This window comes from Halomonas sp. SpR1 (genome assembly GCF_031010175.1).
Taxonomy (GTDB): domain Bacteria; phylum Pseudomonadota; class Gammaproteobacteria; order Pseudomonadales; family Halomonadaceae; genus Vreelandella.
In genome coordinates this window covers 102477-128103 of the sequence record NZ_JAUAMB010000008.1, presented here as the reverse complement: position 1 = coordinate 128103, position 25627 = coordinate 102477, and the positions used below count along the sequence as shown (strand labels likewise).

Sequence of the window (25627 nt, the reverse complement as noted above, 5' to 3'; positions counted from 1 at the left end):
GATGGCGCTGTTTTCCAAAGAACCCAGCGCCTGCCGGCGATGAAGAGATCACAATATAATCAACGTCGCTAGCCCCAGGAACGACAAAAATCCAACCACATCGGTGACGGTGGTTAAAATCACCGCGCCGGACAGCGCTGGATCAATCTGCAGCTTTTTCAACACCAATGGAATAAGCACCCCAGAGACATTGGCCAGGCTCATATTGATAAAGATAGCTAGTGTAATGACCAGCGTAATCATGGCGTCGTCAAACCAAAGGTGTGCAATGAAGCCGACCACTAACGCCCAAACCAGACCGTTGCTCATGCCCACCCACAGCTCTTTGTTATAAAGCCATTTAATATTGTTACCGGCGAGCTGACCTAGCGCCAGGCCGCGGATGACCACCGTTAAGGTTTGGCTGCCGGCGATACCGCCCATGCTAGCAACGACGGGCATCAGGATGGCTAATGCCACGATTTGGTCGAGTACCACTTCAAACCGTCCGATCACGAAAGCGGCTAGAAAAGCCGTTAATAGATTGATGCCTAGCCAAATGCCGCGGCTTTTGGCACTTCGCATGATAGGGGTAAAGACTTCCTCTTCATCGCTGACGCCGGACATGTGTTTTAACGTCATGTCAGCATCGTCTTGGGTGATTTCTAACACATCGGTGGAATTGAGCTGACCGACCAATAACCCCTCACTATCGCATACCGGTACAAAGTGAAGTTCCTTCGAGCGCAGTAATGCTGCGGCATCACTGACTTTCATTTGATCATTTAGGGTGAAGAAATCATCCATATAATCATCAACCACCGCGTCTTGGGGTTGTTTGATTAAATCGATTAGAGTCAGGGTGCCGAGTAAGCGTTTATCCTTATCCGTAATCATGATCTGCTGCGATTCATCGTCGAGCAGGCGATGAATTCGAATATAGCGTTGCACGGCCTCTAACGAGACGCCCTGTTTTACATTGACCGTTTCGGGATCCATGTAGCGACCCACCACGTCATCCTCATAGGCATGAAGATTTTCGACCTGGGCACGTATTTCTTGGTCTAAGCTAGCGTAAACGCTGGTTTTGATGGCTTCGTCAGCAACATCTAGTACTTCAGCCACTTCCTGGGCATCCAGGCCTTTGACGATCTGCTCCACATCGCTTGCCGACAGGTCTTCGATATAGTCAGCACGGATGTCTTCGTCAACTTCGGCGAGTACCTCGCCAATTAACTCGTCAGGAACATATTCCCAAAGGAAATCGCGTGTTTTGGCCGGGAAGGATTCAAGTGTTCGCGCAATGTCTAAAATATCGAGTTCAGTGAAGAACTCTTGTAGAGCCGCTGTGTCTGGGGTGTCTAAAAGCTTTTGAAGATAGAGCAGCTGCTCTTCGTTATTGGTATATTTTTCATCATCGCGCATAGCGTCCATCCTATGGGAAATTAATTTTCAATCCAATTGCTTGAAAGCTTTTTTGATGGCTCGGCTTAGATTCTATCGACAGGGATAGTTGAAAGCCATGAAGGCTATCTGGGAAAGCGCTGGATTTATTAGCAAGAATGGAGGCAGGCTGTGTGTGGGAGCTTTTAGTGCGGGAAGCGGATATGGAGGGGGCCGCCTGGCCGAAATTTGTCGTTCAGGCGGCATGGGTAAGCTACTGGGCTGGCTTAACCATTACGAAACAGGAAACTGTAGGCATTTAATGCAGGCACACCGCCCAAATGGGCGTAAAGCACTTTAGAGCCCGCGGGGAATTCTCCGTTGCGCACCCTATCGATCATGCCGTGCATGGATTTGCCTTCGTAAACCGGATCGGTGAGTACACCCTCCAGGCGGGCGCACAGGCGAATGGCTTCTAGCGTGCCTTCATTGGGCAGGCCGTATTCCGGGCCGCCGTAGCGGGTATCCAAAATCACATCGTCATCGTTGATGCCGTCTTCCAGCTCCACCAGCTCGGCCGTGTTGCGCGCAATGCGTAAGATCTGTTCACGGGTTTGCTCGGGCTTGGCGGAAGCGTCGATGCCAATCACTCGCTGGGCGCGACCATCGGCGGCAAAACCCACCACCATGCCCGCCTGGGTACTGCCGGTGACTGAGCAAACGACGATATAGTCGAATTTAAAGCCCAACTCTTTCTCCTGCTGACGCACCTCTTCGGCAAAGCCCACAAAACCTAAGCCGCCGTAGGGGTGTTCGGAACAACCTGCGGGAATTGGGAAGGGCTTACCCCCTCGCTGGCGCACATCTTCCATCGCCTGTTCCCAGCTGGGGCGAATGCCGATATCGAACCCTGCTTCGTCCAGGCGCACATCGGCGCCCATGATGCGCGACATTTCGATATTACCCACCCGGTCATACACCGCATCGGAGTAGTTGACCCAGTTCTCCTGCACCAGCACGCACTGCATGCCCAAATGAGCGGCAACGGCGGCAACCTGGCGGGTCTGGTTAGACTGAATGCCGCCAATCGATACCAGCGTATCGCAGCCCTTTTCCAGCGCTTCGGGGATTAGGTATTCCAGCTTGCGGGTCTTATTGCCGCCAAAGGCCAGACCACTGTTACAGTCTTCGCGCTTGGCGTAGAGCTCCACCTCACCGCCGAGATGTTCGCTTAGACGTTTGAGTGGCGTGATAGGGGAGGGGCCAAAGGTGAGAGGGTAGCGTGGGAAACGTTCTAGGTTCATAACAGGCTCCAGCTTTTAAGCGTTTCAGTGCGAAATAGAAAGCTCGCGTGGCGAGTGGGGATGTGGAAGGTTTGTGTGAACAGTGGGCGCGCTCTGCTATTTATACTAAGTGCTAGCTAAGATTTTTGTGTTGCAAAATTAGACGTGTTAAAGCAACGAGAGTTGATATTAAATGCATTATGTAGTTTTAAATGGTGTGTAAATATCAATAAGGTAAATAATAGTGCGTTCAAAAACTCTCCGTTCAGGCGCTGAGCCTGATGATCAGGCGATTGAACTAGATCGAACAGACCGGCGTATTCTCAAACTGCTTCAGGACGACGCCACGCTCTCCAATGTGGCGCTGGCGGAGCAGGTGAGCCTGAGCCCTGCGGCTTGTTTGCGAAGAGTGGAAAAGCTTAAACGAGACGGGGTGATCAGCCGGGTGGTGGCGCATTTAGACCCGGAACAGCTCCAGGCGGGCATGGTGGTATTGATTGGCGTGGTGCTGGATCGCTCGACGCCGGAATCCTTCGCCGCCTTTGAAGAGGCCGCCCAGAAGGTCTCCGGCTGTATGGAGTGTCACGTGGTCACGGGGGAGTTTGACTACTTTATGCTGGTGCGCACCCGGGACAGCCAAAGCTTCAACAGGCTGCATGCCGAGCAGTTGCTTTACCTACCCGGCGTGCGCCAGATCCGCTCGTTTATGGGGCTGCGCCAAGTGGTCTCTACCCATAAGGTGGTGGTTTAAGCTTGTGTTAATTGAGTCCTGGGCTATGGCGAAGAAGAAGGCTCTGGCCGGGTAGCCAGCCAAAGAGCAATCAGCATCAGTAGCGCCACCACCAACCAACGTTGCCAGCCGGGGCCGAGTGACCAGGCGGTGATCAGCGCACTCAACGCGATCATGCTAACGGCCGCCAGCTTGGCGCGGCGAGGGATGGCGCGCTCTTGTTCCCAGGTAACCAACAGCGGGCCGACATAATGCCGGGAGCGAATCCAGGCCTCAAAGCGGGGAGAGCCTTTGGAGGCGCAGTAAACCGCCATCAGCATAAACACAGTGGTAGGTAGCAGAGGCAGAAAAATACCCAGCACACCGATGCTAAAACTCACCCCTGCCAGCACCACCCACATGAGGCGGATCAATCTCATTGTTGCTCCCAAATTGGCACGCGGTGGCGCATCAATGGCCCGTTATGTATGGATAAGTATGGACTTATATGATGACTTTGCCACCCAGCGGGATAGACCTCGACGGCTGATAAAACCGTTTTAAGGCGCCAGGGCAAGCAGGGGTTTGCCATGCGGGCCGCCCTTTAGGTGGTGAAGCTCGGCCGCGTAAATCTTCGCAATGGTCGCGGGGTTGAGCACTTGGTTGGGTAGGCCATGGTCAATCCGCTTGCCTTGATGCAGCAACCATACCCGGTCGGCGTAGGTGCTGGCGAGATTCAGGTCGTGGAGCACGCAGACAATCGCCATGCGGTGCTGCGCGGCCCAGGCGCGTAGCTGGCGCATCAGGCGCTGCTGGTGGCCGATATCCAGGGCGCTGGTGGGCTCATCCAGTAACAGAATACCGCCATCCTTGGCGGTAGGAGAAAACCTTGAGAGAAGTTGGCAGGCGCCTCTGGCGATCATCGCCCGTTGGCGCTCACCGCCGGAGAGCGAGAGCACGCTGCGCTTGGCGAGGTGAGTGAGATCCAGGTCATCGAGCAGCGCCGCTACCAGTGATTTAGCCGGGCTACTGCCTAGGCTTAATAGCTCGTCGGTTTGCCAGTCAAAGCCGGGCAGCTCCTGCTGGGCGACCAGTGCGCGGCGGTTGGCAAGCTCGGCGATGGGCCATTCGCGCAGGGGCTTGCCATCTAAATGTAGTTCCCCCTGTTCGGCAGGACGAAAGCCAGACAACATGCTGAGCAGTGTGCTTTTGCCTGCGCCGTTGGGGCCGACAATGGCCAGCAGCTCGCCGGGGCGAACTGTGCCGTCCAGGGGAGCGATGGCGGGCGTGGTGGTTAAACCCGCCTGATGAAGCGTTAGCATGCTCGGTTCCTGCGCATCAGTAGGTACAGGAAGTAGGGGCCGCCCAGCAGGCTGGTGAGCAGCCCCACAGGGATTTCTGCCGGGGCCGCAACGGTACGGGCTAAGGTATCGGCCACGACTAGTAGCAGCGCGCCGCCTAACATCGAAGCGGGGAGCAGCAGTCGGTGCCCGGGGCCCAGCCAGAGTCGCAGGCAGTGGGGTACCAGCAGGCCTAGAAAGCCAATCACCCCGGTGAGTGCCACACACAGGCCTACGCCCAGCGAGGTCGCGACCACCACCCGGCGTTTTAGGCGGCTCGCATCCAGCCCCGCTGCGTGGGCGGTCGCTTCGCCTAGCTGGAGCAGGTCGAGTTCACTGGCACTGCGCATTAACAGCCACAGGGCAACGGCAATCAGTACCAGGGCCAGCGCCGTGGTGCGCCATAGGGCATTCGTCAACGTGCCCATGCCCCATAAACTAAGCTGACGCAGCTGCTCGTCGCTGGCGATAAAGGCCAAAACCCCACCGCCCGCCCCGGCCAGGGTATTGATGGCCAGGCCAGCCAGCAGTAGCGTCATCACCGCAGCACTGCCGCCGCCCTGGCGCTTGGCGATGCCAAAGACAAGCAAACAGACGCATAAGGCGCCCAGAAAACCCGCGGCAAACTGGCCGTAAAGGCTGCCAGCGCCGCTGTCTTGAAACAGTACAATCCATAGCGCTACAAACAGCCCCGCGCCGCTGGCAAGACCCAGCAGGGTCGGGTCGGCCAACGGGTTACGAAACAGCCCCTGCATGGCGGCCCCGCTACCGGCGAGCATCGCCCCCACTGCCACGCCGAGCAGTAAGCGCGGCAGGCGCAGTTGCCACCACACCTGAACACTGAGCGGGTCGGCTTGGCCGCTGATAAGCCCCCAGGGGGAAATGCCCAGCACCCCCGAGGCGGCCGCCCAACCTAAGGCCAGCAGCAGCGTAGCGGTTAATCCGACGAGTACGCGGGTAGTGCGACTAACCGGCAGCCGCACCCGGAAACGATAAGTGTTAAGAATGGCTATCATGGGCTTCGCTGGGCGGTGCTGTTTTGAATGCTAGTCGATACGCCCAGTAGCGCTTCCATGTCTTGGCGCAAAGTGAGCAACTGATCAGGCGTGCGCGGGCCAAAGCCGAGCAGCGCTTGATCATCAATGGTAATCAATTGTCGATGACGTCCTGCGGGGGTTAATGCCATACCCGGCAGTTGCCATAGCGCGGCTTCGCCACCCATTGCCGCCAAACCCCGTTCGGAGACGACCACAACGTCGGGCGCTTGCCGGGCCAGGGCTTCGGCACCCACACTGTGATAGCCCTGCATCTCGGCAAAGGCATTATCCAGCCCCACCGCTTCAAGCGCCGTATGCGCCGCCGTGTCGCTGCCCGCCGCCCGGGGGGTTAAGCCGCTATGCTGCATAATAAACATGGCGCGTGTGGTCGGCAGGCTTGGCAGGTTGGCCAGCTGTGCTAACTTAGCGTTCAATGCGTCCGCTAATGCCTCTCCTTCCTCACGGCGATTGGTGAGTTGGCCAACGGCACGGACTTTATCGCCAATGGCCTCCAAGGTGGGCGAGGCGTTGATGATCTCTATGCTGACGCCCACCGCCGCTAGCTGTTCAAGCACTTCCTTGGGGCCTGCGTGTCCGGCGGCCAGGATCTGGTCGGGTTTAATAGAAAGCACGCTTTCAGCGGAGAGCTGGCGCAGGTAACCCACCGAGGGCAGTTCCGCCATGGCCGGTGGATAGACCACCGTGTCGTCCCGGGCGATAACGTTGATATCGGCATCCAGGGCGGCCAGGGTCTCGGCGATATCGCCACCCAGCACCACCCAGCGCTCGCTGGCCAACGCGGCCCCGGTAGTCAACCAGCCAATCAGCAGTGCTACCAGCGAGCGGCGTATCAGGTGTGTTGTTCTCATGCCACCGCCTCTTGGCTGTCGAGCTCATCCAGCAGCTGCCGCCACTCGCGGCGCTCCGCGCGGCCTTCCTGGCGCTCTGCGTAAAGCTGCAGCACTAGCGAGCCTTGGGCATCGAAGGCCTCTAGGCTGGTGACGCCGCCATCGCGGTTGGGTTTGCTGACTTGCCACACTTGGTCAATCGCGGTGTCGTCAAGGTGCAGGGTGAACTGCTCGCCAAACAGATTCAGCCAACCACGGGCGCGCTGCGGAGCGGGCAGTGTGCCGGTGCGAATCTGCACGCAGCCGGGGCTGGCGACAAATAGCATCAATGGCAGCTCGCGCTGGGTGGCCTGCTGAAGCACCGTTTCCAGTGCGTGCGTAGGCAACGCACGGGTATAGCGACCTTCCATTAGCTGGTTGGCTTCAATGCGCTCCAGGCGATGGCGCTGGAGGAGAGTAAAGAACTGGTGCACATCGCGCATCGCGCCCCACTCGCTGGCCAGGGTTGGCGCTTCGGGCAGGGGGCGCTTGAGACGAGGCATGCTCTGGGTAAACGCCGGCGTATCCCGCGTGCCCAACGCCGCTAGTACGCCCCAGGGGCGCGGGAGCGGGTTCTCCAGAGCAAAGCATTTATGCACGGCGCAGCCATGCTGGTTAAATATCTGCAGGCTCCACCGCCACTGGGGCTCTTCTTCATGAGAGGAAGGCATAGGATGGAGGGAAGGCATAGGATCACGAATTAAGCAGGCCCAGTGCCAGTGGGTATAGAGCAGGCGTAGGTCTAGGCCGCCGGGGTCGAGCAGCAGGCCAGTTTGTGGCCCGCCGCTTAGTTCAGGGTAATCGCCGGTTTGCTCCAGCACGGCCAGCCGCGAGCGGGTCAACGCCTTAACCCGCCCCAACTGGGGCAGGTAGGCGGCAAGCTCGTTGGGCGAGAGCGGCAGTGTCCATACATCTCGCCCTAACCGGGCGGCCTGGAGTTCGCCTTCGCTGATGGCTAAGCGTTCGGCAATCTCAATGGCGGGAAGGCGCGGCTGAGCGGCACGCGCCGCGTCAAGGGCTTCGATAATCGCGATCTGTTGGGATGGAATCATGACGCACCTCTTTTATGGTTCACTGGCTGGGGTTACCACTGCCAATTGAGGTTGGCGAACAGGCTGCGCCCATCGTCGCCCTGCGGCTAACAGCGGAAGACAGGTTAACAAGAGGCCACTAAAAGCGCGTGTGTGTGTCATAAGCCAGAGAGTTCCAACCGGGATAAGTGGAAGAGGTCGCTGGCTGGGTGCGATGGGCTACCTGGCTGGCTTTACTTGGTACATTTTTAAACTAATCAGAGAAATTAGCTGCTAAGGCGTTAGGCGTTGAGGATTAACTTGCCACTTTTAGTGCGGCGCAATACGTAGCGGCGCTGTTCATGGTGAATCACCAACTGGCCCGAGCTGCCCAGTAATTCACTACTATCCACTTCGCGGGGCGCTGTGGCCGACGCATCCCCCCGGCGAGCGCCCTTGTCGGCTAGCTGCATGAGAGAATAACTCCTCTGTTAATGATAACTATTAGCGTTAATTTAGCAGAGTTGTCGGTATCTCTCAATAGGGTTTGGAGAGTAGAAGGAGGGGCTAGCCACACGTTCTTCATCTAAATGCAGGTAGGCCGTCATCGTGCTGTCATTTAGCTTGTTTAGTGTCTCCTAACGTTCAATCGTTGACTTACAAACGATCAGGGGGAGACCAAAATGAGTAAAGAGATCGAAGATCATCGCCTGTTTAACCACAGCGGCAACCAACCTTTCGCCGATGTATTGGCGCGCCATGTATCCCGTCGCGATGTGATGCGCGGTGGTTTGAGCATGGCCGCTGCCTCGATGCTTAGTTTTGGCGGTGCTGCCCAAGCGCTTGCTTCAAACGGGACACAAAAAACACCGCTGACACTGGCGTTTGAAGCGGTTCACGGGTCACTCACCGACGCCGTCGTGGTGCCGGAAGGCTATGTTGCCCAGGTCTTAGTGCCCTGGGGCACACCACTGAATCAAAGTGATTCGTGGCAATCTGACCAGCCAATGACCGCCGAGCGTCAGGCGGAAAGCGTGGGTATGCACCACGATGGCATGGATGCTTTCCCGCTGGATATCGACAGCGCCTCGCGCCGTTTCATCCTGGCGCTGAACAATGAATATATCGACCAGGCGGCGCTCTGGGCGCCCCAAGGCGGCCCCACCAACGCGGATGAAGGTAAGCGCCCGGCGGAGGAGTCGCGCACCGAGATCAATGCTCACGGTGTGACCATTGTCGAGGTCGAAAAAGACGCTAACGGGCAGTGGTCGCATGTGCCGGGATCGCGCTATAACCGTCGCTTTACCAGCGCAACGGAAATGGATCTGGCTGGCCCCGTGGCGGGCAGTGACTACGTTAAAACACGCTTTTCACCGGCGGGTACTCAAACCCGGGGTACCAACAATAACTGTGGGCACGGCGTCACGCCCTGGGGCACCTACATCGCCTGTGAAGAGAACTGGCCCAACGTCTTTGTTCACACCGGCGAGCGCTTCCAGGACGACGCCCGGATTGGCATTCCCACCGAGCGTGGGCGCTACGCCTGGGAAACGTCGGCGGGTGATGCTTCTGAAGAGAACGACGAGTTTGCCCGTTTTGATATCACCCCACGCGGTGAGCGCGCCGAGGATGACTACCGTAATGAAGCGCGCACCTTCGGCTACCAGGTCGAAATCGACCCTTATAGCGGTGCCCGGGCAGTTAAGCGCACGGCTCTGGGCCGTTTTCGCCATGAAGGCTGCTGGTTAGGCAAACTGGAAGCTGGCCAGCCGGTGGTGTTCTATTCCGGCCACGATGCCCGCAACGAGTACGTGTATAAATACGTTTCTGATGCGGTCTGGGATCCCGCCGATGCCAACCGCCCGGGCGAGGCGTACGACCGCCTCGCCATCGGCAATAAATATATGGATAACGGCACCCTCTATGTGGCCCGCTTTCACGCCGACGGCAGCGGTGAGTGGTTACCGCTCACACCTGGTGCGCAAACACAGGACGGCCGAACGCTGGCAGCGGCCTTAGGACTGGCAGAGAACGATTTAGCCGGTGTGATTATCAATACCTGCGATGCGGCAGACCTGATGGGGGCAACACCGATGGATCGCCCTGAATGGGCCGCCGTGGATACGGCCACTGGCGATGTTTATCTAACGCTGACTAACAATTCCCAGCGCAGTGAGGAGGCCGCAGCGCCTGCCTTTACCAACGAAGGTGATGAGATTGATCAGTTGGGGGTTGGCTATGTCACTGCCCCGACTAACGCCGCCAACCCTCGGGCAAATAATGGCGCGGGTCACATTATTCGCTGGCGTGAAAGTCGCCTGCCGAATGCATTTCGCTGGGAAGTGTTTGTATTTGGTGCGGCGGCTGACGATGCGGATAACCACTCGGGCTTAACCGAAATGAACCAGTTCGCCAGCCCTGATGGGCTCTGGTTTGATGAGCGCGATGATGGTCAAGGCATCCTGTGGATTCAGACCGATAACGGCTATGAAGGCATTACGGAGTACACCAACGACCAACTGCTCGCGGTGGTACCCAACGGATTAGACGATATCCAGGGAACCGGCCCGGTGATTAACAGCAGTAACCAGCAACAGCTTAAGCGCTTTGCGGTAGGGCCTAACGGCTGCGAAGTCACTGGCATTTTTACCACGCCGGATAAAACCGCGCTGTTTATCAATATTCAGCATCCAGATAACTGGCCAGCCGATGGTAATGCGCTAGTGCAAGATGCCACTGTCGCTGCTAGCGGTCAGATACGGCCCCGAGCGTCTACGGTGGTTATTCAGAAACGTGATGGCGGGCCGATAGGCGTTTAGTAAGATAGACAATAAATACTGAGTAGAAAGGGTGGGCTTGGTTAACCAAGCCCACCCTAAACAAGCAGGAAAAATTCTGGCAAGAGTGACGGTTAAGTCATTATATTCGTGCCATCATAATGACTTAAAAGCGAGCCTGCCTGTATGCATATTCCACTAGCACTCTTTAGCCAGCCTTCTTATTAACGTTTTCTTTGGCTAACGTATTCAACTTGTCGTCCGCAGACTTTTCTTCCTTGAGAGTCTCGGCAAGAAGATTTTTAGCTTCGGTGTAGCCTAATTGTTCCGCGAGCGAACATAGCGTGCCGTAAGTGGCGATTTCATAATGCTCCACTTTTTGTGCAGCACCAATCATACCTGCATCGCGTACAGCGCCTTTTTCGGTCGCTTCAATTAGCTCCTGCGCTTCCTCTATCAAGCTCTCCATGGCATAACATTTCAGTCGCTTGATACGGATGTCAGGCACACTATCAGCTACTTGTTCAAGCCTTTCTACCTGTCCTTGGGTCTCATCAAGGTGATGTTTAAAAGCGTCGACCAGTTTGGGGTCATCCGCAGCTCGAGCCATTTTGGGGAGCGCGCGCGTCATTTGCTTCTCTGCGCTGTTCGTTTCAGAAAGAAGGCGAACGAAAAGCTCATTAGCGTTTTTAATAACCATGTTTTGCTCCATGCTGATTGGTAGAAAATTAGCAGATCGCAACTCCATGCGATCATTTAAAGCTAGCAATGAATCTGTGGCTGATAAATATATATAAGTTAAGTTTTAGAATGAATTTGCGCCTTGGTATCTAACGCATGGATAGCATCGACCTTCAATGGGAGCTGGTTGGCCCAAAGAATATCTTCACGCCGATGGCCAATATCTTGCAAAATATGGTCATCGTAAGCCAGTAGCGGCAATATATGGCGGCGGAAAAGCCAGCGCCGCCGGTAATGCCACCAGCCCATATCCAACGCTCGAATCAGCCGCATTGACGGCATGGCTGGCATGTAGAAATGCAATTGTGGTGGCTTGGGCGGCGGCGCCAGTTGGCTGGCCTTTTCCCAGGCGTTGTGGGCATGTTGGGTAGGATCTTCGCATTTCATCGCGCACCTCCATCGTCGCTCCCGCTGCACAGTAAGCGGCGCCTATGCACCGACTGGGCAGGTGTGAGCTGTGATTAATAAGTAGGAGGGTCGCGACCTCTGGTGATCAGCTTGGTGCTTTGCATTGGATCAATCAAACGAAAAGATCTACACTGTGAGTTAAGTTTTTTTGAAAGGTAGGTGTGATGAATCAACTCTCTACCATAGCTCCCAGCCGGGCCGTCTTGCCGCTACTGGATAGCGAGGTGCTACGAACGTTCGTAACGATTGCGGAAAGCGGTAGTTTTACCCGCGCCGCCCAGCAGCTGTTTCGCACCCCTTCCGCGCTGAGCATGCAGATCAAACGCCTGGAAGAGATCCTCGGCCAGACGCTGTTTGTGCGCGAGGCGCGGCACGTCCGCCTGACTACCGAGGGGGAAGTGCTGCTGGGCTATGGTCGGCGGCTGCTTAAACTCAATGCCGAGGCCGTGACCCAGTTTCTAGCGCCGACCATAGAGGGGCGCGTGGGACTGGGCATAACGGACGATGTGGTAGGGCGTATCTTGCCCACGGTACTCGCCCAATTTGCCCGCTCGCACCCGGCGGTGCAGGTCGATGTCGAGGTGGGGCGCAGCAAAGATCTGCTCGCCAGGCTGGATGAGGGTGAACTTGATCTCGCTCTGGTGATGGCCGGAGGGCCTGGCCAGGCGACGCGGGGAGAGATCGTTCACAGCGAACCGCTGGTGTGGGCGGGGCGTGAGGATGGCGTTGCCGTGCAGCGCACGCCACTACCGGTAACCCTGGCACAACAGGGGTGTGCGTGGCGTCGAATTACCCTCAATGCCCTTGATCAAGCGGGGATTGCATACCGAATTGCTTACTCCTGCGACCACTGTGCTGGGCAGGAGGCCGCTATGCTGGCCGATTTAGCCGTAACGGCCTTCCCCAAAAGCTTGGTTCGCCCGCCCCTCAAACGTCTCCACAACGAATCGCTGCCCCCACTAGGCGATTACCAAGTGGCACTGGTGAAGCGCGCAGGCAGTGGCGATGCCAGCGAGGTATTGGCCGAACGGGTGGTCGAGGCGTTTCGGGAGGGTTGAGTATTGTTCTCTGATCCTAGCCCTCCATTAACGTGCGCAGCGGAAGCTGCTCTTTATTGATGGGCGTCTTGATAACGATATAGCTGAAGTACTTTTCAATGCCGATTTCATCCTCAATAAGTGCCTCCATCACACGCTGGTAATGGGCAATACTGCGGGTGATAAAGCGCAGTAAATAGTCATAGCCACCGCTGATAAGGTGGCACTCCATGACTTCATCAACCTGACGAATTTTTTGCTCAAAGCGTAGAAAATCTTCCCGGTGGTGATCCGACAGGGTGACCTCTGTAAAAACGGTCACGCTCTCCATTATTTTGGCCAGATTGAGGCGAGCCTGAAACGAAGTGATATAGCCGGCGGCTTCTAGTCGCTTGACTCGCTGTAGACAAGGGCTGGGCGATAGCCCGACTGCATCGGCCAAATGAACGTTGGTCATCCTTCCATCTGCTTGAAGCTGTACCAGAATATTGATGTCGATACGGTCAAGACGAACGCTAGCCACCATGCAAAGCCCTTTATTTATTAGGGGGGCAATAAGTTACGCCCCGTTGATTTGAACTAATACCTTTGTCTAAAGCAATTCGCCGCGCAGGGCAAGCTGGTGTTGATAAATAAAGTCGCTAAGCGAGATACACGCCTGCGTTTGTGGCCGGTCAGCTTTGGCACGGCGCGTGATACGGCAGTGCCCCCCACGGCTATTTACCGAGGCGGGGCCAGCAGTTAAGAGCAGAACCTGGCTATCCGCCTCCATCTCCCGAAGCTTGGCACGCGCGGCCACAAAGCTGCCAGTGGTGAGACGCTCATTAGCTAAAAGGCCTATGCGCTGATTAAAGGCAAAGAACTCCTGCTCATTGAGGGACGTCACCACTTTGAGCCGATAGAACTTGCGCAGATAGTGAATAGCCCCAGGGGCATCTTCATAAAGTGAGCCAAAGCCAAGTGAGCTGGCAAATTCAATTCCTTCTTGCCAATCCACCTCCAGCCCCCAGCAGTTGGCCAGGGCGCGATAGACAGTACAGTGAGCCGAAACGGCGCCCATCTGCTCATCCGTGAGTTCATGCAGCGCCTGTACATAGTCTGCTAATACCTGCTCCTGCGGTGGCGGGGCAGGCATCAACGCTAACAGTGGCGATAGGCCACGCACAATGTCTCTATCGCGATCGATCAGCACGCCATGGGCATCCATGCATAGCGTCGTATAGTCGGTCAATTGCATGACGTCCTGCTCTCCCGGCGTTGGCGATGAATTAGTCAGTGGTGTTCGATAATGCGTTGTCTAACATCGCCACTGCTTCGTCGATTTGTTCGTCGCTCGTATTCAATGGCGCCAGGAAGCGAATGACATTGCGATGAACTCCACACTTGATTACCAGTAAACCCGCCGCACGACAGTGATCGATGACCTGTTGCACCAGTGCGGCGTCTTCAGGTGTGGCCCGCGGGCCGTTGAGAAGCTCAATGGCAAGCATCGGGCCTTGCCCGCGTACTTCGGCAATCAAAGGGTGCTTGGCTTGCAGTCGACGTAGTCCTGTTTCCAGCCGTTTGCCCATGGCGATGCCACGTTCAAGCAGTTGCTCATCTTCAAAAATATCCAGCACCGCCAGTGCCGCCGCACAGCTCAGCGCACTGCCGCCATAGGTGCCGCCAAGCCCACCCGGCGCGGGAGCTTGCATCATCTCGGTACGCCCAACCACGCCTGAAATCGGCAAGCCTCCGCCCAGGCTTTTAGCGACAGTGACCAGGTCTGGCTGGATATTGCTGTGTTCAAAGCCAAACATCTTGCCCGTGCGCCCGAAGCCGGTCTGAATTTCATCGGCGATGAGCACAATGCCGTGGCGTTCAGTCAATGTGCGCAGGGCCTGCATAAACTCGATCGGCGCAGGCAGGAAACCACCATCCCCCTGTACCGGCTCGATCAGAATAGCGGCGACCTGATCGGGGACGACTTCAGTGGCGAACAGCGTATCCAGCTCGGCAAGTACGTCCTCGCTACTGACGCCCCGCAGCGCATCCGGGTAGCTGACGTGGTGGATAGCGGGGGCAAAAGGGCCAAAATTTTGTCGGTAGGGCTGGCTCATGCCGGTGAGCGTGGTGCCCAGTAGCGTGCGCCCATGAAAGCCACCGCGAAATGCAATCACGTTGGGGCGCCCTGTATGGGCGCGGGCGATTTTGATGGCGTTTTCCACCGCTTCAGCACCGGAGGTAAAGAGCACGCTTTGGTAGGCATTTTCGCCGCCAACCAGCTTGGCCAACTGGCTAGCCAGTTCTATATAGCCTGGGTAGGCAGCCACCTGGAAACTCATATGAGAAATACGTTCCACCTGGGCCTGAACTGCTGCCACCACTCGTGGGTGATTATGGCCGACATTGAGCACGCCGATACCGCCCACAAAATCCAAATAGCGATTACCGTCGACGTCATAGACTTCGCTGCCGCGGGCATGAGAAATGACAATAGGGTGGGCGTTCACCACACCGCGGGGAATGTGCTGCTCGCGCTGGCTTAGCATGGCGTGGGAAGGGTGGACGTCGGTCTTCATCTGCGGGCTCCTTGAACATATTCACGGTTATAGTCACGATTTTCATGTTGTGGTGTGTTGGCGCCGCTGGCAGAACGTGGAGCGCGAGCGCCAGCACCCCATACGTTCTTGAGCTTACCGTTGTTAGCAAGCTAGTTACGCTTGGCATGGCGTCGGTAACCGCGTAATCCTTCGTATTTTCTAGTCTGTGCAGCATGATTCACTGTCATGGGGGGCGCAGTGTAATCTGCGCCTTAAGCGCGGATTTAGGCCCATGGCTTCGCTTCACAGCCGCCAAAACAGTATCCGCTGCCTGTTAAACCACCGTAGGATGAAGTTTTAGCTAAGGAGACGCTGCTATGGCACTGCTGTATAAATCCGACCCGGTGCGCGGCGCCCGTTGGAAAGAACTTTTTGCCCAACACGCGCCGGATATTGAGTTCCGCCAATGGCCCGATATGGGTGACCCTAACGAGATCCGCTATTTGTTGGCGTGGATGCCCCCGGAAAATTTGATGGAGTGCCTGCCCTCCCTTGAGGTGCTGTTTGCCACGTCTGCGGGTGTCGATCAGTTTGATTTTGACGCACTGCCTTCAGAGCTGCCGGTCGTACGGATGCTCGACCCCGCCATTGAGGACGGCATGATTGAGTACGCTACCTTTGCAACGCTATGGTTGCACCGCCGCATGGGCGACTATGTGCGCCAGCAGCGCGAGGGAAAATGGCAGGCGCATATGCTGGTACCCACCGCAAAACGGCGCATCGGTATACTCGGTTTAGGTCAGCTTGGCTGCGCCATCGCTACCCATCTGGCAGGTTACGGCTTTGACGTGCGCGGCTGGTCGCGTTCGCCAAAACAGGTGGCGAATGTTCACTGCCACAGTGGCCAGGAAGCGCTGGATGGGTTCCTTGCTGAAAGCGATATTGTGATCTGCGTGTTGCCGCTGACCGACGCCACCCGCGGCATTCTCAATAGCGACTTTTTTGCGCGTATGCCCGAAGGCGCGGCCTTGATCAATATTGGCCGTGGCGAGCACCTGGTTGACCATGACTTGACGCAAGCCCTCGACGAGGGGCAGTTGAGTGCGGCGGTTCTGGATGTATTGAGTGAAGAGCCGCCCGCCGATGATCACCCCTTCTGGCGAGACGAACGGATTTTGCTGACCCCCCACGTGGCCGCGATGACCCAGCCGGATAGCGCTTTCCCGGTTCTGCTGGACAACCTGCGTCGTTATCAGCGCGGAGAGGCAATGATTGGCAGAGTCGATCTGCAGCGTGGCTACTAGGCGTTGTACGAAAACTGCCTGCACTCGCCGTCTTTTCGTGCAACACCTGACCGTTAACAATAGCGTTCCTACCTACTCACTCGCCTTGGGGATTGGCGAGTGAGTAGGTTTGTATATCTCTGCTAGTTCACATAAGTCCCAGTTTCCGCCAGTCAGTACAGCACAGACTTTTTCATCTGGTCTGGTTTTTATATGACCGGCCAACAAGGCGCCGATGCCAATTGAAGCGGCAGGCTCTACTACCAGTTTTGCATCGTTAGCAAGAGTTTGCATGCCTGCAATAATATAACTGTCTTCTACGAGAATGATTTCGTCGACATATTCTTCAATAATAGGGTATGGGTTTTGGCCAGGTACGCTTATTCTTAACCCATCCGCAATGGTGTTTTGTAAAGGAAGCGATATACGCTCTTTATGTATCCTGCTTTGAAAATATTTGGGGGTTAAGGAGGGTTCCACACCGATCACACGCACCGATGGTTTTATTGCTTTTATAGCGGTGGCGATCCCTGAAATAAGGCCTCCGCCGCCCATGGGAATAATGACCGTGTCGACATCTTCCAAGTCTTCTAATATTTCACATCCAATGGTGCCCTGGCCCGCCATTACCATCGGGTCTTCAAAAGCGTGAACAACTGCGTACTTATTTTCTTCCGCAATTTCATACACCCTTTTCCATCTAGCTGCCGTATCACCATCGAACAGTATGACCTCGGCACCAAGCGCTTTTGTATTGGCAATTTTAATTTTTGGCGTGGTTACCGGAAGCACTAATAGCGCTTTTACACCCAGCAACCTAGCGGCGTAGGCAAGCCCCTGTGCATGATTGCCCGAAGAAGTAGCGATTATGCCATTAGCTATCTCTCCTTTTGGGAGGGATAGTGACTTGTTTAAAGCCCCACGAATTTTAAAGGCGCCGGTAATTTGTAGGTTCTCTGGCTTAAGGTATATTTGACAGCCAAGCGCTTCATCCATTTTTTCACCGCGTAATAGCGGTGTGTGCTTAATGTGAGGTTTTAATCGTTCTTGGGCTTCTCGAATATCCTGAATAGTAGGACGGTCGCACATAGTCCTTATCTCCATAAACAGCATTAAAAGAATTCAAAAGAAGTCCCAATGCTGTTCTCTATTGCATTGCTGTAGATTTTGAAGGCAGTGGTGTTGTCTTGTATGGCCATGCCGGTAGAGTCGAAAATGGTAATTTCAGTATCGTTTTCTCTTCCCGGCTTTTGGTTCAGAAGTATTTCGCCAATTTCACCATGGATATCGTTTCTAGTGATGATGTTTTTATTCAAAGGATGCCAAGTTTCTCCTTTTGTAACGCACTGCTCGATGGAGTCATTGACGATTTTTGCGTTTCTGAATATCTCTGGATCCAGTTCTTGTTTACCTTGTTGGTCTGTACCGATGGCCACGATATGTGTGCCGGGCTTAATCCAGTCTGCATCCACGAGTGGGCCTTGACCACGGGTTGTCGTAATGAGTATGTCAGCCTGCTCAACGGCCTCTTTGTTTGAATTTGCTAGTACCACAGGAATACCGAACTCTCTTTCGATATCTTCCTTATAGCGGGAAAGCGTCGCCGGGTTTCTGCTCCAGGCGTGGATCTCCTCAATCTTCATCACTTCATTGATGGCTCGAATTTGCATCCGGGCTTGGTTGCCGGTGCCAATCGTCGTGATTTTTTTTGCGTTCTTTCTGGCCAGCACTTGTACCGAAACAGCCCCCGCTGCTCCCGTTCTAAGGCCGGTGATCAAACTGCCATCCATAGCGCAAATCAATGCGCAGCTCATCGCATCGAACAGCAGTATGTTACCCATGCCGCTAGGCAGACCGTGTGCGGGGTTATCAACAAAACCGCCTGAAGAGGTCTTCATCGATATTATTTCATTGGCTTTATAGTACCCCGCTTTAAAATCAATCTCTCCGCGAGGATCAGGGAGATCTATCCCTATATAGTCAGGTTGTACCACCTTGCCACTGCTGAATGCTTTGTATGCCTCCCTGACAGCATCGATGGTTTCCCTCATACATATTAACTTGCTGACTTCTTCCTTTTTAAGCAAAAGTGTCTTCATTTAAGTGTCTCTTGTTTTTTAATCAGATATAAAATCCGATGTTAATAACGATTGCATGAGACCTCCCCATAAGTGATTTATGGGTATCTATATGTTTTTATAGAAAGAGGCGACCGCCATGGCGCGGGCGCCTCACTTACTTTCCCAGGTACTTTTCCAGGTACTTTCCCAGGCTAGTTAAGTCCGCCCATATGAAACGCTTTCTCTTCCAGGTACTCCTCCAGGCCTTGGTGGGCGCCTTCACGGCCCAGACCCGACTGTTTCATACCACCAAACGGCGCTACTTCCATTGAAATGGAGCCGGTATTGAGGCCGACCATGCCGAACTCCAGCGCTTCGCCCACCCGCCAGGCCCGGCGCACGCTTTCGGTAAAGAAGTAAGCGGCTAGCCCAAAGGGCGTTGCGTTGGCAATACGAATAGCCTCTTCTTCGCTGTCAAATTGCATGATGGGGGCGACGGGGCCAAAGGTCTCTTCCTGGGTGACCAGCATGGCTTCGGTTACCTTGGTGAGCAGTACCGGCGCCACAAAGCGATCCTGACCACTGGGTACCTCGCCGAGCACTCGTTCAGCCCCATGGGATAGGGCGTCATCGAGATGGCGGGCGACTTTGCTCACCGCCTGGTCATTGATCAGTGGGCCAATAGTGGTGCCTTCCTGCATGCCGTCGCCACAGCGCAACGCCTCGATTTCCGTCGCCAAACGGGCCACAAAGCGGTCATGAATACCGGATTGAACCAGAATACGGTTGGCGCAAACGCAGGTCTGACCGGCGTTGCGGAACTTGCTCGCCATGGCTCCGGCCACCGCCAGTTCCAGGTCGGCATCGTCAAACACGATCAGCGGGGCGTTGCCGCCCAGTTCCAGGCTGAGGCGCTTGATATCGTCGGCGCTCTGGCGCATCAGCAGGCTGCCCACCCGGGTTGAGCCGGTGAAGGAGAGTTTGCGCACGGTGGGGTTGGAGGTTAGTTCACCGCCAATGCCTTCGGGCAATCCGGTGACGATATTCACTACGCCGGGGGGGAAACCCGCACGCTCCGCGAGTACTGCCAAGGCCAGTGCTGACAGCGGCGTCAGCTCCGACGGTTTGATGACAATCGGGCATCCGGCCGCTAACGCGGGTGCGCACTTGCGGGTAATCATGGCAATGGGGAAGTTCCATGGCGTAATCGCACCGCACACGCCCACCGGCTGTTTAAGGATCACAATGCGACGATCCGCGCTGGGCGAGGGGATGGTCTCGCCGTAGGCGCGGCGCGCCTCTTCCGCAAACCACTTGATAAAACTCGCGCCGTACTGGGTTTCGCCACGCGCTTCGCTGAGGGGCTTGCCCTGTTCCAGCGTCATCAATACCGCCAAATCCTCGCTGTTTTCCAGTATCAGCGCATGCCAGCGCTCCAGCAGTGCTGCGCGGTCTGCCGCTGTGCGGGCACGCCAGGCGGGCCACGCCGCTTCGGCGGCTTCGATTGCCCGGCGGGTTTCGCTGGCACCCATGCTGGGTACGCTAGCCAGCGCTTCGCCGGTGGCGGGGTTGGTGACGGTCAGCGTGGCCGCATCGTCGGCGTCGCACCATTGTGCGTTGATAAAGGCCTGCTCGCGTAGCAGGTCACTGTCATTAAGGGGCAGCGTCGGCATGCTTTTCTCCTTGTCATTAATAGGGTTAGTGATTAAACGGTCGCGGTTGTGGGCTGCGTATGGGTTGACCATTCACAAGCCTCCAGCCAGCCAGGCTGGAGTTCAGGCACCGAGCCGATCAGCTTGCGGGTGTAGTCGTGCTGTGGCTGGTTGAGCACCGTGCTGCAGGGGCCGAATTCCACACACTCCCCCTGGTAAAGCACCATGACGTCATCGCACAGCGAACGTACCGTCGAGATATCATGGCTGATAAACAGGTAGGCGACGCCCAGTTCACGGCGCAGTTCGGCCAGCAGTTCGAGAATGGCGGCGCCCACCACGGTATCTAACGCCGAGGTCACTTCATCGCAGAGAATCAGGTCGGGTTCGGCGGCCAGCGCCCGGGCGAGATTGACGCGCTGCTTCTGGCCACCCGATAGCCCGCTGGGCTTGCGGTCGAGCAGCGTGCGCGGCAGTTTGACCAGGTCCATCAACTCTTCGACCCGTCGCTGTCGGGCATCGCGGCTCATCTGAAAATAGGTTTCCAGCGGGCGGTTGAGCAGCCGCCTAACCGTGTGGGCCGGGTTGAGCGCATTGTCGGCGCTCTGGAAGACGATCTGAATACGCCGAAACTGGTCGGGTGTGCGTCCTCGCAGCGTCGGCGGTAGCTCACGGCAATTGAACTGAACTTCACCCCGTGACGGTGCCACCAGACCAGCGACCGCTCGGGCAAGCGTCGATTTGCCTGACCCGGACTCACCTATCACACCTAACGCCTGGCCGCGATCAATGCGCAGTTGGATATGATCCAGCACGACATTATTCGGGAGCCCATTGCGATCAGAGCGCCCATAGCCCACTTGAAGATCATCAATACGCAAGAGTTCGTCGCCGCTGGACTGAACCCGGGAGGGCACGCGAGTCTCCGGACGCGCCGCCGCCAATAAGCTACGCGTATAGGCATGGCCCGGATTGTCCAAAATTTGCCCGATGGGCCCTTGCTCCTGCTCTTCCCCGGCCTGTAGTACCAGCACGTGATCGGCAATCTGGGCAACCACAGCAAGATCGTGAGAGACATACAGCGCCGTGGTACCACGCTCGCGCATAACGCGCTTGAAAGCCCGCAGCACATCGACCTGAGTGGTCACATCCAATGCGGTGGTCGGTTCATCCAGAATCACCAGCGCGGGATCGGTAATCAAGGCCATGGCGGCCATAAGACGCTGTAGCTGACCCCCGGAGACCTGGTGAGGGTATCTGTCGCCGATATGTTCCGGGTCGGGCAGCGCCAGCTCGCCAAACAGTTGAATGGCTTTTTGCCGCGCTTGCTGGCGATCCATAACGCCATGGATAAGCGCGCCTTCGATGACTTGATCCATTAGCCGGCGCGAGGGGTTGAAGGCTGCAGCGGCGCTTTGGGCGATGTAGGTCACCCGGTGGCCGCGCAACGCGCGGGTTTCCACGGCTGAGAGGGTGAGTATGTCGGTCTCGCCCAGTTGCACGCTGCCCCCGGCGATCCGACAGCCGCGCCGAGCGTAGCCCATCATGGCCAGCGCAATGGTGGTTTTGCCTGAACCGGATTCACCGATCAGTGCCATCACCTCGCCAGGCTTAAGCGCAAAATTGATCTGACTGACGATCGTGCGCTCATCCTCGCCAGGCGGGGTCGCACAGATATCAAGATCGCGGACGATCAGCGATTCACCTTGCATGGCATCACTCCTTCTGGTTGTCGCGGCTGTTTGAGAGACTGTCGATCAACAGGTTGGCACCGACGGTTAATGAGCCAATCGCCAGCGCCGGGGCAATCACGGCCAGCGCCCCCTGGCTAAGCCCACCGATGTTTTCACGCACCAGGGAGCCCAGGTCGGCGACCGGCGGCTGCACGCCTAAGCCCAGAAAGCTCATGCCGCTGAGCAGCAGGACGATAAACACAAAGCGCATGCCCATATCGGTGAGCACGGGCTGGATCATGTTGGGAAAAATTTCCACGGCGGCGATATACAGCCGTCCCTCCCCCCGGGTACGGGCGACTTGAACGTACTCCAGGGTGGCGAGATTTTTGGCCAAACTATGGGCAATACGGAAAGAGCCCGGCGCGTAGCTGAGCACTGCCGCCAGAATCAGCAGTGGGATAGAGGTGCCAAAGGCGGAGACCATCACCAGGGCCATCATTTTGCTGGGGATCGAAATCAGCGTATCGAATATCCGCCGAACGCTCTCCTCGAGCCAGCGCGGCAGGAGCACCGTCAACATGCCAAAGCCCGCGCCAACCAGGGTTGACAGTAACGCGGCCACTAGCGCCAGCCCCACGGTGTAGCGTGCCCCGGTGAGCATGCGACTGAGCATATCGCGGCCCATATAGTCGGTGCCCAGCAGGTGGGCTGTGCTCGCGCCGCCGTATATCTGATCAGAGACAAAAGCCCCCATGGGATAGGGCGCGAAAAGTGGCCCAAACAGCGCCACTAACAGCCAGAAGCTGAACAAGCTAAGACCGATCCAGCGGGTGAGTTGCCACCCTGAACGATTGCGCTGTTTAGGTACCGCTATCGGTAGGCGGCTTCTTGGCGAGACATAGGGATGACGTTTGCCCTTGCTAACAGGCATTGTCTTGGTGTCGTTCATCGGTTTCGCAGCCTCGGGTTGGAGAGGATCGCGCATAGGTCAGCCAGCATGACCAGCAGCAGATAAGCGCCGCAAAAGATCATGGCGCAGGCCTGTACCAGGGCGAGATCGCGGTTGGAAACCGCATCGACCATTAAGCTGGCGATGCCTGGATAGTTGAAGATGGTTTCGACGATGATCACCCCGCCCAGCAGGTAGGAGAGGCTAAGCGCTACCGCATTGGCAATCGGGCCGACGGCGTTAGGCAGCGCATGGCGCAGTACACGCCGCATCGGGGGAGCGCCTTTGAGCCGGGCCATCTCCACATAAGCGCTGTCGAGCTGATCGATTAAGGCTGCCCGCGTCATGCGCGCCATCTGGGCAATCAACACGCTGCACAGGGTGAGCACCGGCATGGCGTAAACTTTCATAAAGGCGCCCAAACTGTCGACGGTGGATACGTAGGAGAGCGCCGGTAGCCAGCCGAGTTGCACGGCGAAAATCAGCACCGCCAGGGTGGCGACCAGAAACTCGGGTACCGCCACCATCGACAGGGTGATCAAGTTCAGGGTGCGGTCAAGCACGCCACCTCGGCGCATGGCGGCGGCGATACCCATAATCAGCGCCACGGGGACTGATATAACCGTGGTAATCGCGGCTAACAGTAGCGAATTGGGCAGCCGGTCATTGACCAGTTGTATGACATCGACGCCATTACTGGCGGAGCGGCCAAGGTCGCCGGTGGCAAAGCCACTTAACCATTGCCAGTAGCGCAGCAAGGGCGGCTGATTAAGACCTAGCTGGGCTCGCAGTGCCTCCACTTGTTCCGGCGTGGCAAACTGCCCCAGCACCTGCTGGGCGGTGTCCCCTGGCAGCAGCGAGGTAATCGCAAAGATCACCAGGGAGACCAGCAGCAGGGTAATAAGACTGGAGGCTAAGCGACCTAGTACCAGTCCAAAGAGTGAGTCGCGCATCTTTCTTCTCCGGCTCAAGGGCCATGTTCATCATCATCAAGCGTCGTTAGCCGCGCCGGAGATAATACCCATGGCCTGTGATCACAGTAGGGAGAGCAGGAATTAGCCTTTCCACCAGATATGCTCGGCGAACATATAGCCCATGAAACTGCCCAGGGGGACGGTACGATCCATGCCGCCAATGCGGGCATCGAAGCTTTCAATGCTGCTTAGGAAGACGGGGATGCCGATGCCGCCCTCTTCATGGATCATGGTCTGCATGTCGGCGTACATCTGCTTACGGGTGGCCAAATCCGGCTCTCCCCGCGAGGCAATCAGCAATTGATCAAACTGCTCGTTGTGCCAACCGGCTTCGTTCCAGGCAGCGCTGGAGAGGAAAAACTGCGAGAGCAAAATATTCGCCGTGGGTCGGGGATTGATATTGCCGAACCCCAGCGGGTGCTTCATCCAGTGGTTCGACCAGTAGCCGTCAGAGGGAACACGGTTGATATTAAGATTGAGCCCTGCCTGAGCCGCGGACTGCTGGAGAAGCACGGCCATATCTTCCGACGAGGAAGCAGCAGGCGACGCCACCAGAGGCACGGTTGCGCCAGCCAGCCCTGCCTTGGCAAGCAAGGAGGCCGCCCGCTCGGGGTCGTACTCACGCTGGGGTAGCCCATCGAAGTAGTAGGGGGAGCTGGAGATAATCGGATGGTCGTTGGCAATCTCCCCATAGCCGCGCAGGGCGACGCGCTTGATCTGCTCGCGGTCGAAGAGGTACTTCATCGCCTCGCGGAATTCGGGGCGGCTGGTGGGCTGCTGGTCAAAGCGCATGACCAGGTCGGTGTAGTTACCTGCGTTCGTCGCTTTTACCTGATAGCCGTCACTGGTTTTCAAGCGCTCTGCGGAGTTGCCACTGACTTCATTGATCATCTGCACATCGCCAGAGAGCAGCGCATTGACTCGTGATGATTCGTCGCTAATCCCCACCACCTCAATGGCATCCAGATAGGGATGGCCATCGCGCCAGTAGTTCTCATTCCTAACGCCGACCGAACGCACACCGGGGGTAAACTCTTGGCACTTAAAGGCGCCGGTACCCAGCCCTTTCGAGAAGTCGGTCGTGCCATCTGCCACAATCACCAAGTGCGAAACGGCCAGGATAGAGGGCAGCTCGATATTGGGCGAGGAGAGGTTGAATTCGACGCGGTGATCGTCCAGTGCCCTGATACTGTCGATCTGTTCGACCATGGAGGCGACCTTTGAACCCGTCGCGGGATCCTTATGGCGCATGATCGAAAAGATCACATCCTGGGGTGTCAGTGGTTTGCCATCGTGGAAGGTAACGCCGCGCCGCAGGGTAAAGATCCAGTGGCTGCCGTTATCGGTATTCTCGAACGACTCCGCCAGGCAGGGCTGGGGTGTCAGATCTTCATCGTACTGGGTCAGGCCGTTATAAAACATGTAGGCGCGGACATAGTCGATGGCCGTCGCTCCTAAGGCGGGATCCAGTGTGTCTTTTGTGGATGCCGAGTGCGCCGCTATGCGGATACGGCCGCCGTATTGGGGTGTTGCGCTTTCGCTATCCGCCGCCCAGGCCGAGGAGAAACCGGGAAAGGCGCCAGACGCGGCGGCAAAAACGCCCGCCGCGCCAAGGACTTTCATAGCTTCGCGTCGAGACAGCCCGCGCCGCATGGCGTTGTAAACCTGCATGCTTTGTTCGGGAGAAACAAACAGATCATTAGGATTCTTTTCACGTGTCATAAGCCTTCTCCTTACTGCGATTAAGTATTGTTGTGAGTCTGGCAGCGCGTGCTTAACTGGTTTTTGTAATAGCTTTATTTTTAATAGCCTTGTTCTTAATAGCTCTGTTCTTAATAGCTTTTTTCTTAATAGCCCTGTTTTTGTAATCGCCGTTTTGATCGCTCTCTTGGTGAGTTTGGGAAGTAGTGTGAGTGCTGT

Annotated in this window: 24 protein-coding genes; 4 read left to right on the top strand and 20 right to left on the bottom strand. The window is 56.5% G+C overall.

Translation table 11 applies throughout. The features are described 5' to 3' along the window. Positions 1-48 precede the first annotated feature (48 nt). Entirely contained in the window at positions 49-1404 is a 1356-nt protein-coding gene (gene mgtE, locus QT231_RS08415; protein WP_308336463.1) for a magnesium transporter, read from the bottom strand. Positions 1405-1649: 245 nt separating this feature from the next. Beyond that, positions 1650-2666 carry a 1-aminocyclopropane-1-carboxylate deaminase gene (locus tag QT231_RS08410; protein WP_308336462.1) on the bottom strand — a complete coding sequence of 339 codons (1017 nt, stop codon included), beginning with the start codon at positions 2664-2666 and terminating at the stop codon, positions 1650-1652. 223 nt (positions 2667-2889) lie between these two features. On the opposite strand from QT231_RS08410, the gene QT231_RS08405 reads away from it, so the two are divergent. Beyond that, positions 2890-3396, top strand: a complete 507-nt coding sequence (locus tag QT231_RS08405; RefSeq protein ID WP_308336461.1) for an Lrp/AsnC family transcriptional regulator — start codon at positions 2890-2892, stop codon at positions 3394-3396. A 23-nt stretch (positions 3397-3419) separates the two neighbouring features. On the opposite strand, the gene QT231_RS08400 is transcribed toward QT231_RS08405, so the two are convergent. The 6 genes from QT231_RS08400 to hemP all read right to left on the bottom strand — a co-directional run bounded on the left by QT231_RS08400 (position 3420) and on the right by hemP (position 8101). After that, entirely contained in the window at positions 3420-3794 is a 375-nt protein-coding gene (locus tag QT231_RS08400; protein WP_064235431.1) for a YbaN family protein, read from the bottom strand. A 120-nt stretch (positions 3795-3914) separates the two neighbouring features. Next, positions 3915-4676 (bottom strand): ATP-binding cassette domain-containing protein, encoded by a 762-nt coding sequence (locus tag QT231_RS08395; RefSeq protein WP_308336460.1) that lies wholly within the window; start codon positions 4674-4676, stop codon positions 3915-3917. Continuing rightward, positions 4670-5710, bottom strand: a complete 1041-nt coding sequence (locus tag QT231_RS08390) for an iron ABC transporter permease (RefSeq protein ID WP_308336459.1) — start codon at positions 5708-5710, stop codon at positions 4670-4672. The genes QT231_RS08395 and QT231_RS08390 overlap by 7 nt, the downstream gene beginning before the upstream one ends. Beyond that, positions 5707-6600 carry an ABC transporter substrate-binding protein gene (locus QT231_RS08385; RefSeq protein ID WP_308336458.1) on the bottom strand — a complete coding sequence of 298 codons (894 nt, stop codon included), beginning with the start codon at positions 6598-6600 and terminating at the stop codon, positions 5707-5709. Before QT231_RS08385 ends, QT231_RS08390 begins: the two co-directional genes overlap by 4 nt. Beyond that, positions 6597-7670 (bottom strand): ChuX/HutX family heme-like substrate-binding protein, encoded by a 1074-nt coding sequence (locus QT231_RS08380; RefSeq protein WP_308336457.1) that lies wholly within the window; start codon positions 7668-7670, stop codon positions 6597-6599. Before QT231_RS08380 ends, QT231_RS08385 begins: the two co-directional genes overlap by 4 nt. 260 nt (positions 7671-7930) lie before the next feature. Continuing rightward, positions 7931-8101 (bottom strand): hemin uptake protein HemP, encoded by a 171-nt coding sequence (hemP, locus tag QT231_RS08375; RefSeq protein ID WP_308336456.1) that lies wholly within the window; start codon positions 8099-8101, stop codon positions 7931-7933. A gap of 210 nt (positions 8102-8311) precedes the next feature. Between hemP and QT231_RS08370 the strand changes: the two genes are divergently transcribed. Then, entirely contained in the window at positions 8312-10447 is a 2136-nt protein-coding gene (locus QT231_RS08370) for a PhoX family phosphatase (RefSeq protein ID WP_308336455.1), read from the top strand. A 166-nt stretch (positions 10448-10613) separates the two neighbouring features. Here QT231_RS08370 and QT231_RS08365 read toward each other — a convergent pair whose 3' ends face one another. Beyond that, a complete protein-coding gene (locus QT231_RS08365) occupies positions 10614-11105 on the bottom strand; it encodes a DUF892 family protein (protein ID WP_308336454.1) in 492 nt (163 codons plus the stop codon). A gap of 98 nt (positions 11106-11203) precedes the next feature. Beyond that, positions 11204-11533, bottom strand: coding sequence for a hypothetical protein (locus QT231_RS08360; RefSeq protein ID WP_308336453.1), 330 nt, complete (start codon positions 11531-11533; stop codon positions 11204-11206). Positions 11534-11718: 185 nt separating this feature from the next. Here QT231_RS08360 and QT231_RS08355 point away from each other — a divergent pair, with 185 nt between their 5' ends. Then, positions 11719-12612, top strand: coding sequence for a LysR substrate-binding domain-containing protein (locus QT231_RS08355; protein ID WP_308336452.1), 894 nt, complete (start codon positions 11719-11721; stop codon positions 12610-12612). A gap of 16 nt (positions 12613-12628) precedes the next feature. Here the strand turns inward: QT231_RS08355 and QT231_RS08350 are convergent, their stop codons facing one another. The 3 genes from QT231_RS08350 to gabT all read right to left on the bottom strand — a co-directional run bounded on the left by QT231_RS08350 (position 12629) and on the right by gabT (position 15152). Continuing rightward, on the bottom strand, positions 12629-13117 hold the full coding sequence (locus QT231_RS08350) for an Lrp/AsnC family transcriptional regulator (protein WP_308336451.1): 489 nt from the start codon (positions 13115-13117) through the stop codon (positions 12629-12631). Between the two features lie 66 nt (positions 13118-13183). Continuing rightward, positions 13184-13828 carry a hypothetical protein gene (locus QT231_RS08345; protein ID WP_308336450.1) on the bottom strand — a complete coding sequence of 215 codons (645 nt, stop codon included), beginning with the start codon at positions 13826-13828 and terminating at the stop codon, positions 13184-13186. Positions 13829-13859: 31 nt separating this feature from the next. After that, positions 13860-15152, bottom strand: a complete 1293-nt coding sequence (gene gabT / locus QT231_RS08340; protein ID WP_308336449.1) for a 4-aminobutyrate--2-oxoglutarate transaminase — start codon at positions 15150-15152, stop codon at positions 13860-13862. A gap of 338 nt (positions 15153-15490) precedes the next feature. Here gabT and QT231_RS08335 point away from each other — a divergent pair, with 338 nt between their 5' ends. Then, positions 15491-16417 (top strand): glyoxylate/hydroxypyruvate reductase A, encoded by a 927-nt coding sequence (locus QT231_RS08335; RefSeq protein WP_308336448.1) that lies wholly within the window; start codon positions 15491-15493, stop codon positions 16415-16417. 72 nt (positions 16418-16489) lie between these two features. Here QT231_RS08335 and QT231_RS08330 read toward each other — a convergent pair whose 3' ends face one another. From QT231_RS08330 to QT231_RS08300, 7 genes are all read right to left on the bottom strand, one after another. Continuing rightward, positions 16490-17485 (bottom strand): threonine/serine dehydratase, encoded by a 996-nt coding sequence (locus QT231_RS08330; RefSeq protein ID WP_308336447.1) that lies wholly within the window; start codon positions 17483-17485, stop codon positions 16490-16492. A 23-nt stretch (positions 17486-17508) separates the two neighbouring features. Continuing rightward, positions 17509-18495 (bottom strand): ornithine cyclodeaminase family protein, encoded by a 987-nt coding sequence (locus tag QT231_RS08325; protein ID WP_308336446.1) that lies wholly within the window; start codon positions 18493-18495, stop codon positions 17509-17511. A 173-nt stretch (positions 18496-18668) separates the two neighbouring features. Next, positions 18669-20129 (bottom strand): NAD-dependent succinate-semialdehyde dehydrogenase, encoded by a 1461-nt coding sequence (locus tag QT231_RS08320; RefSeq protein ID WP_374694385.1) that lies wholly within the window; start codon positions 20127-20129, stop codon positions 18669-18671. A 32-nt stretch (positions 20130-20161) separates the two neighbouring features. Further along, the gene (locus QT231_RS08315; RefSeq protein WP_308336445.1) at positions 20162-21820 is read right to left on the bottom strand and encodes an ABC transporter ATP-binding protein; all 1659 of its coding nucleotides are present in this window, start codon (positions 21818-21820) and stop codon (positions 20162-20164) included. A 4-nt stretch (positions 21821-21824) separates the two neighbouring features. Further along, positions 21825-22733, bottom strand: a complete 909-nt coding sequence (locus QT231_RS08310; RefSeq protein ID WP_308336444.1) for an ABC transporter permease — start codon at positions 22731-22733, stop codon at positions 21825-21827. Further along, positions 22730-23686, bottom strand: coding sequence for an ABC transporter permease (locus QT231_RS08305; RefSeq protein ID WP_308336443.1), 957 nt, complete (start codon positions 23684-23686; stop codon positions 22730-22732). The genes QT231_RS08310 and QT231_RS08305 overlap by 4 nt, the downstream gene beginning before the upstream one ends. 102 nt (positions 23687-23788) lie before the next feature. Next, positions 23789-25429 (bottom strand): ABC transporter substrate-binding protein, encoded by a 1641-nt coding sequence (locus QT231_RS08300; RefSeq protein WP_308336442.1) that lies wholly within the window; start codon positions 25427-25429, stop codon positions 23789-23791. Positions 25430-25627: the final 198 nt, after the last annotated feature.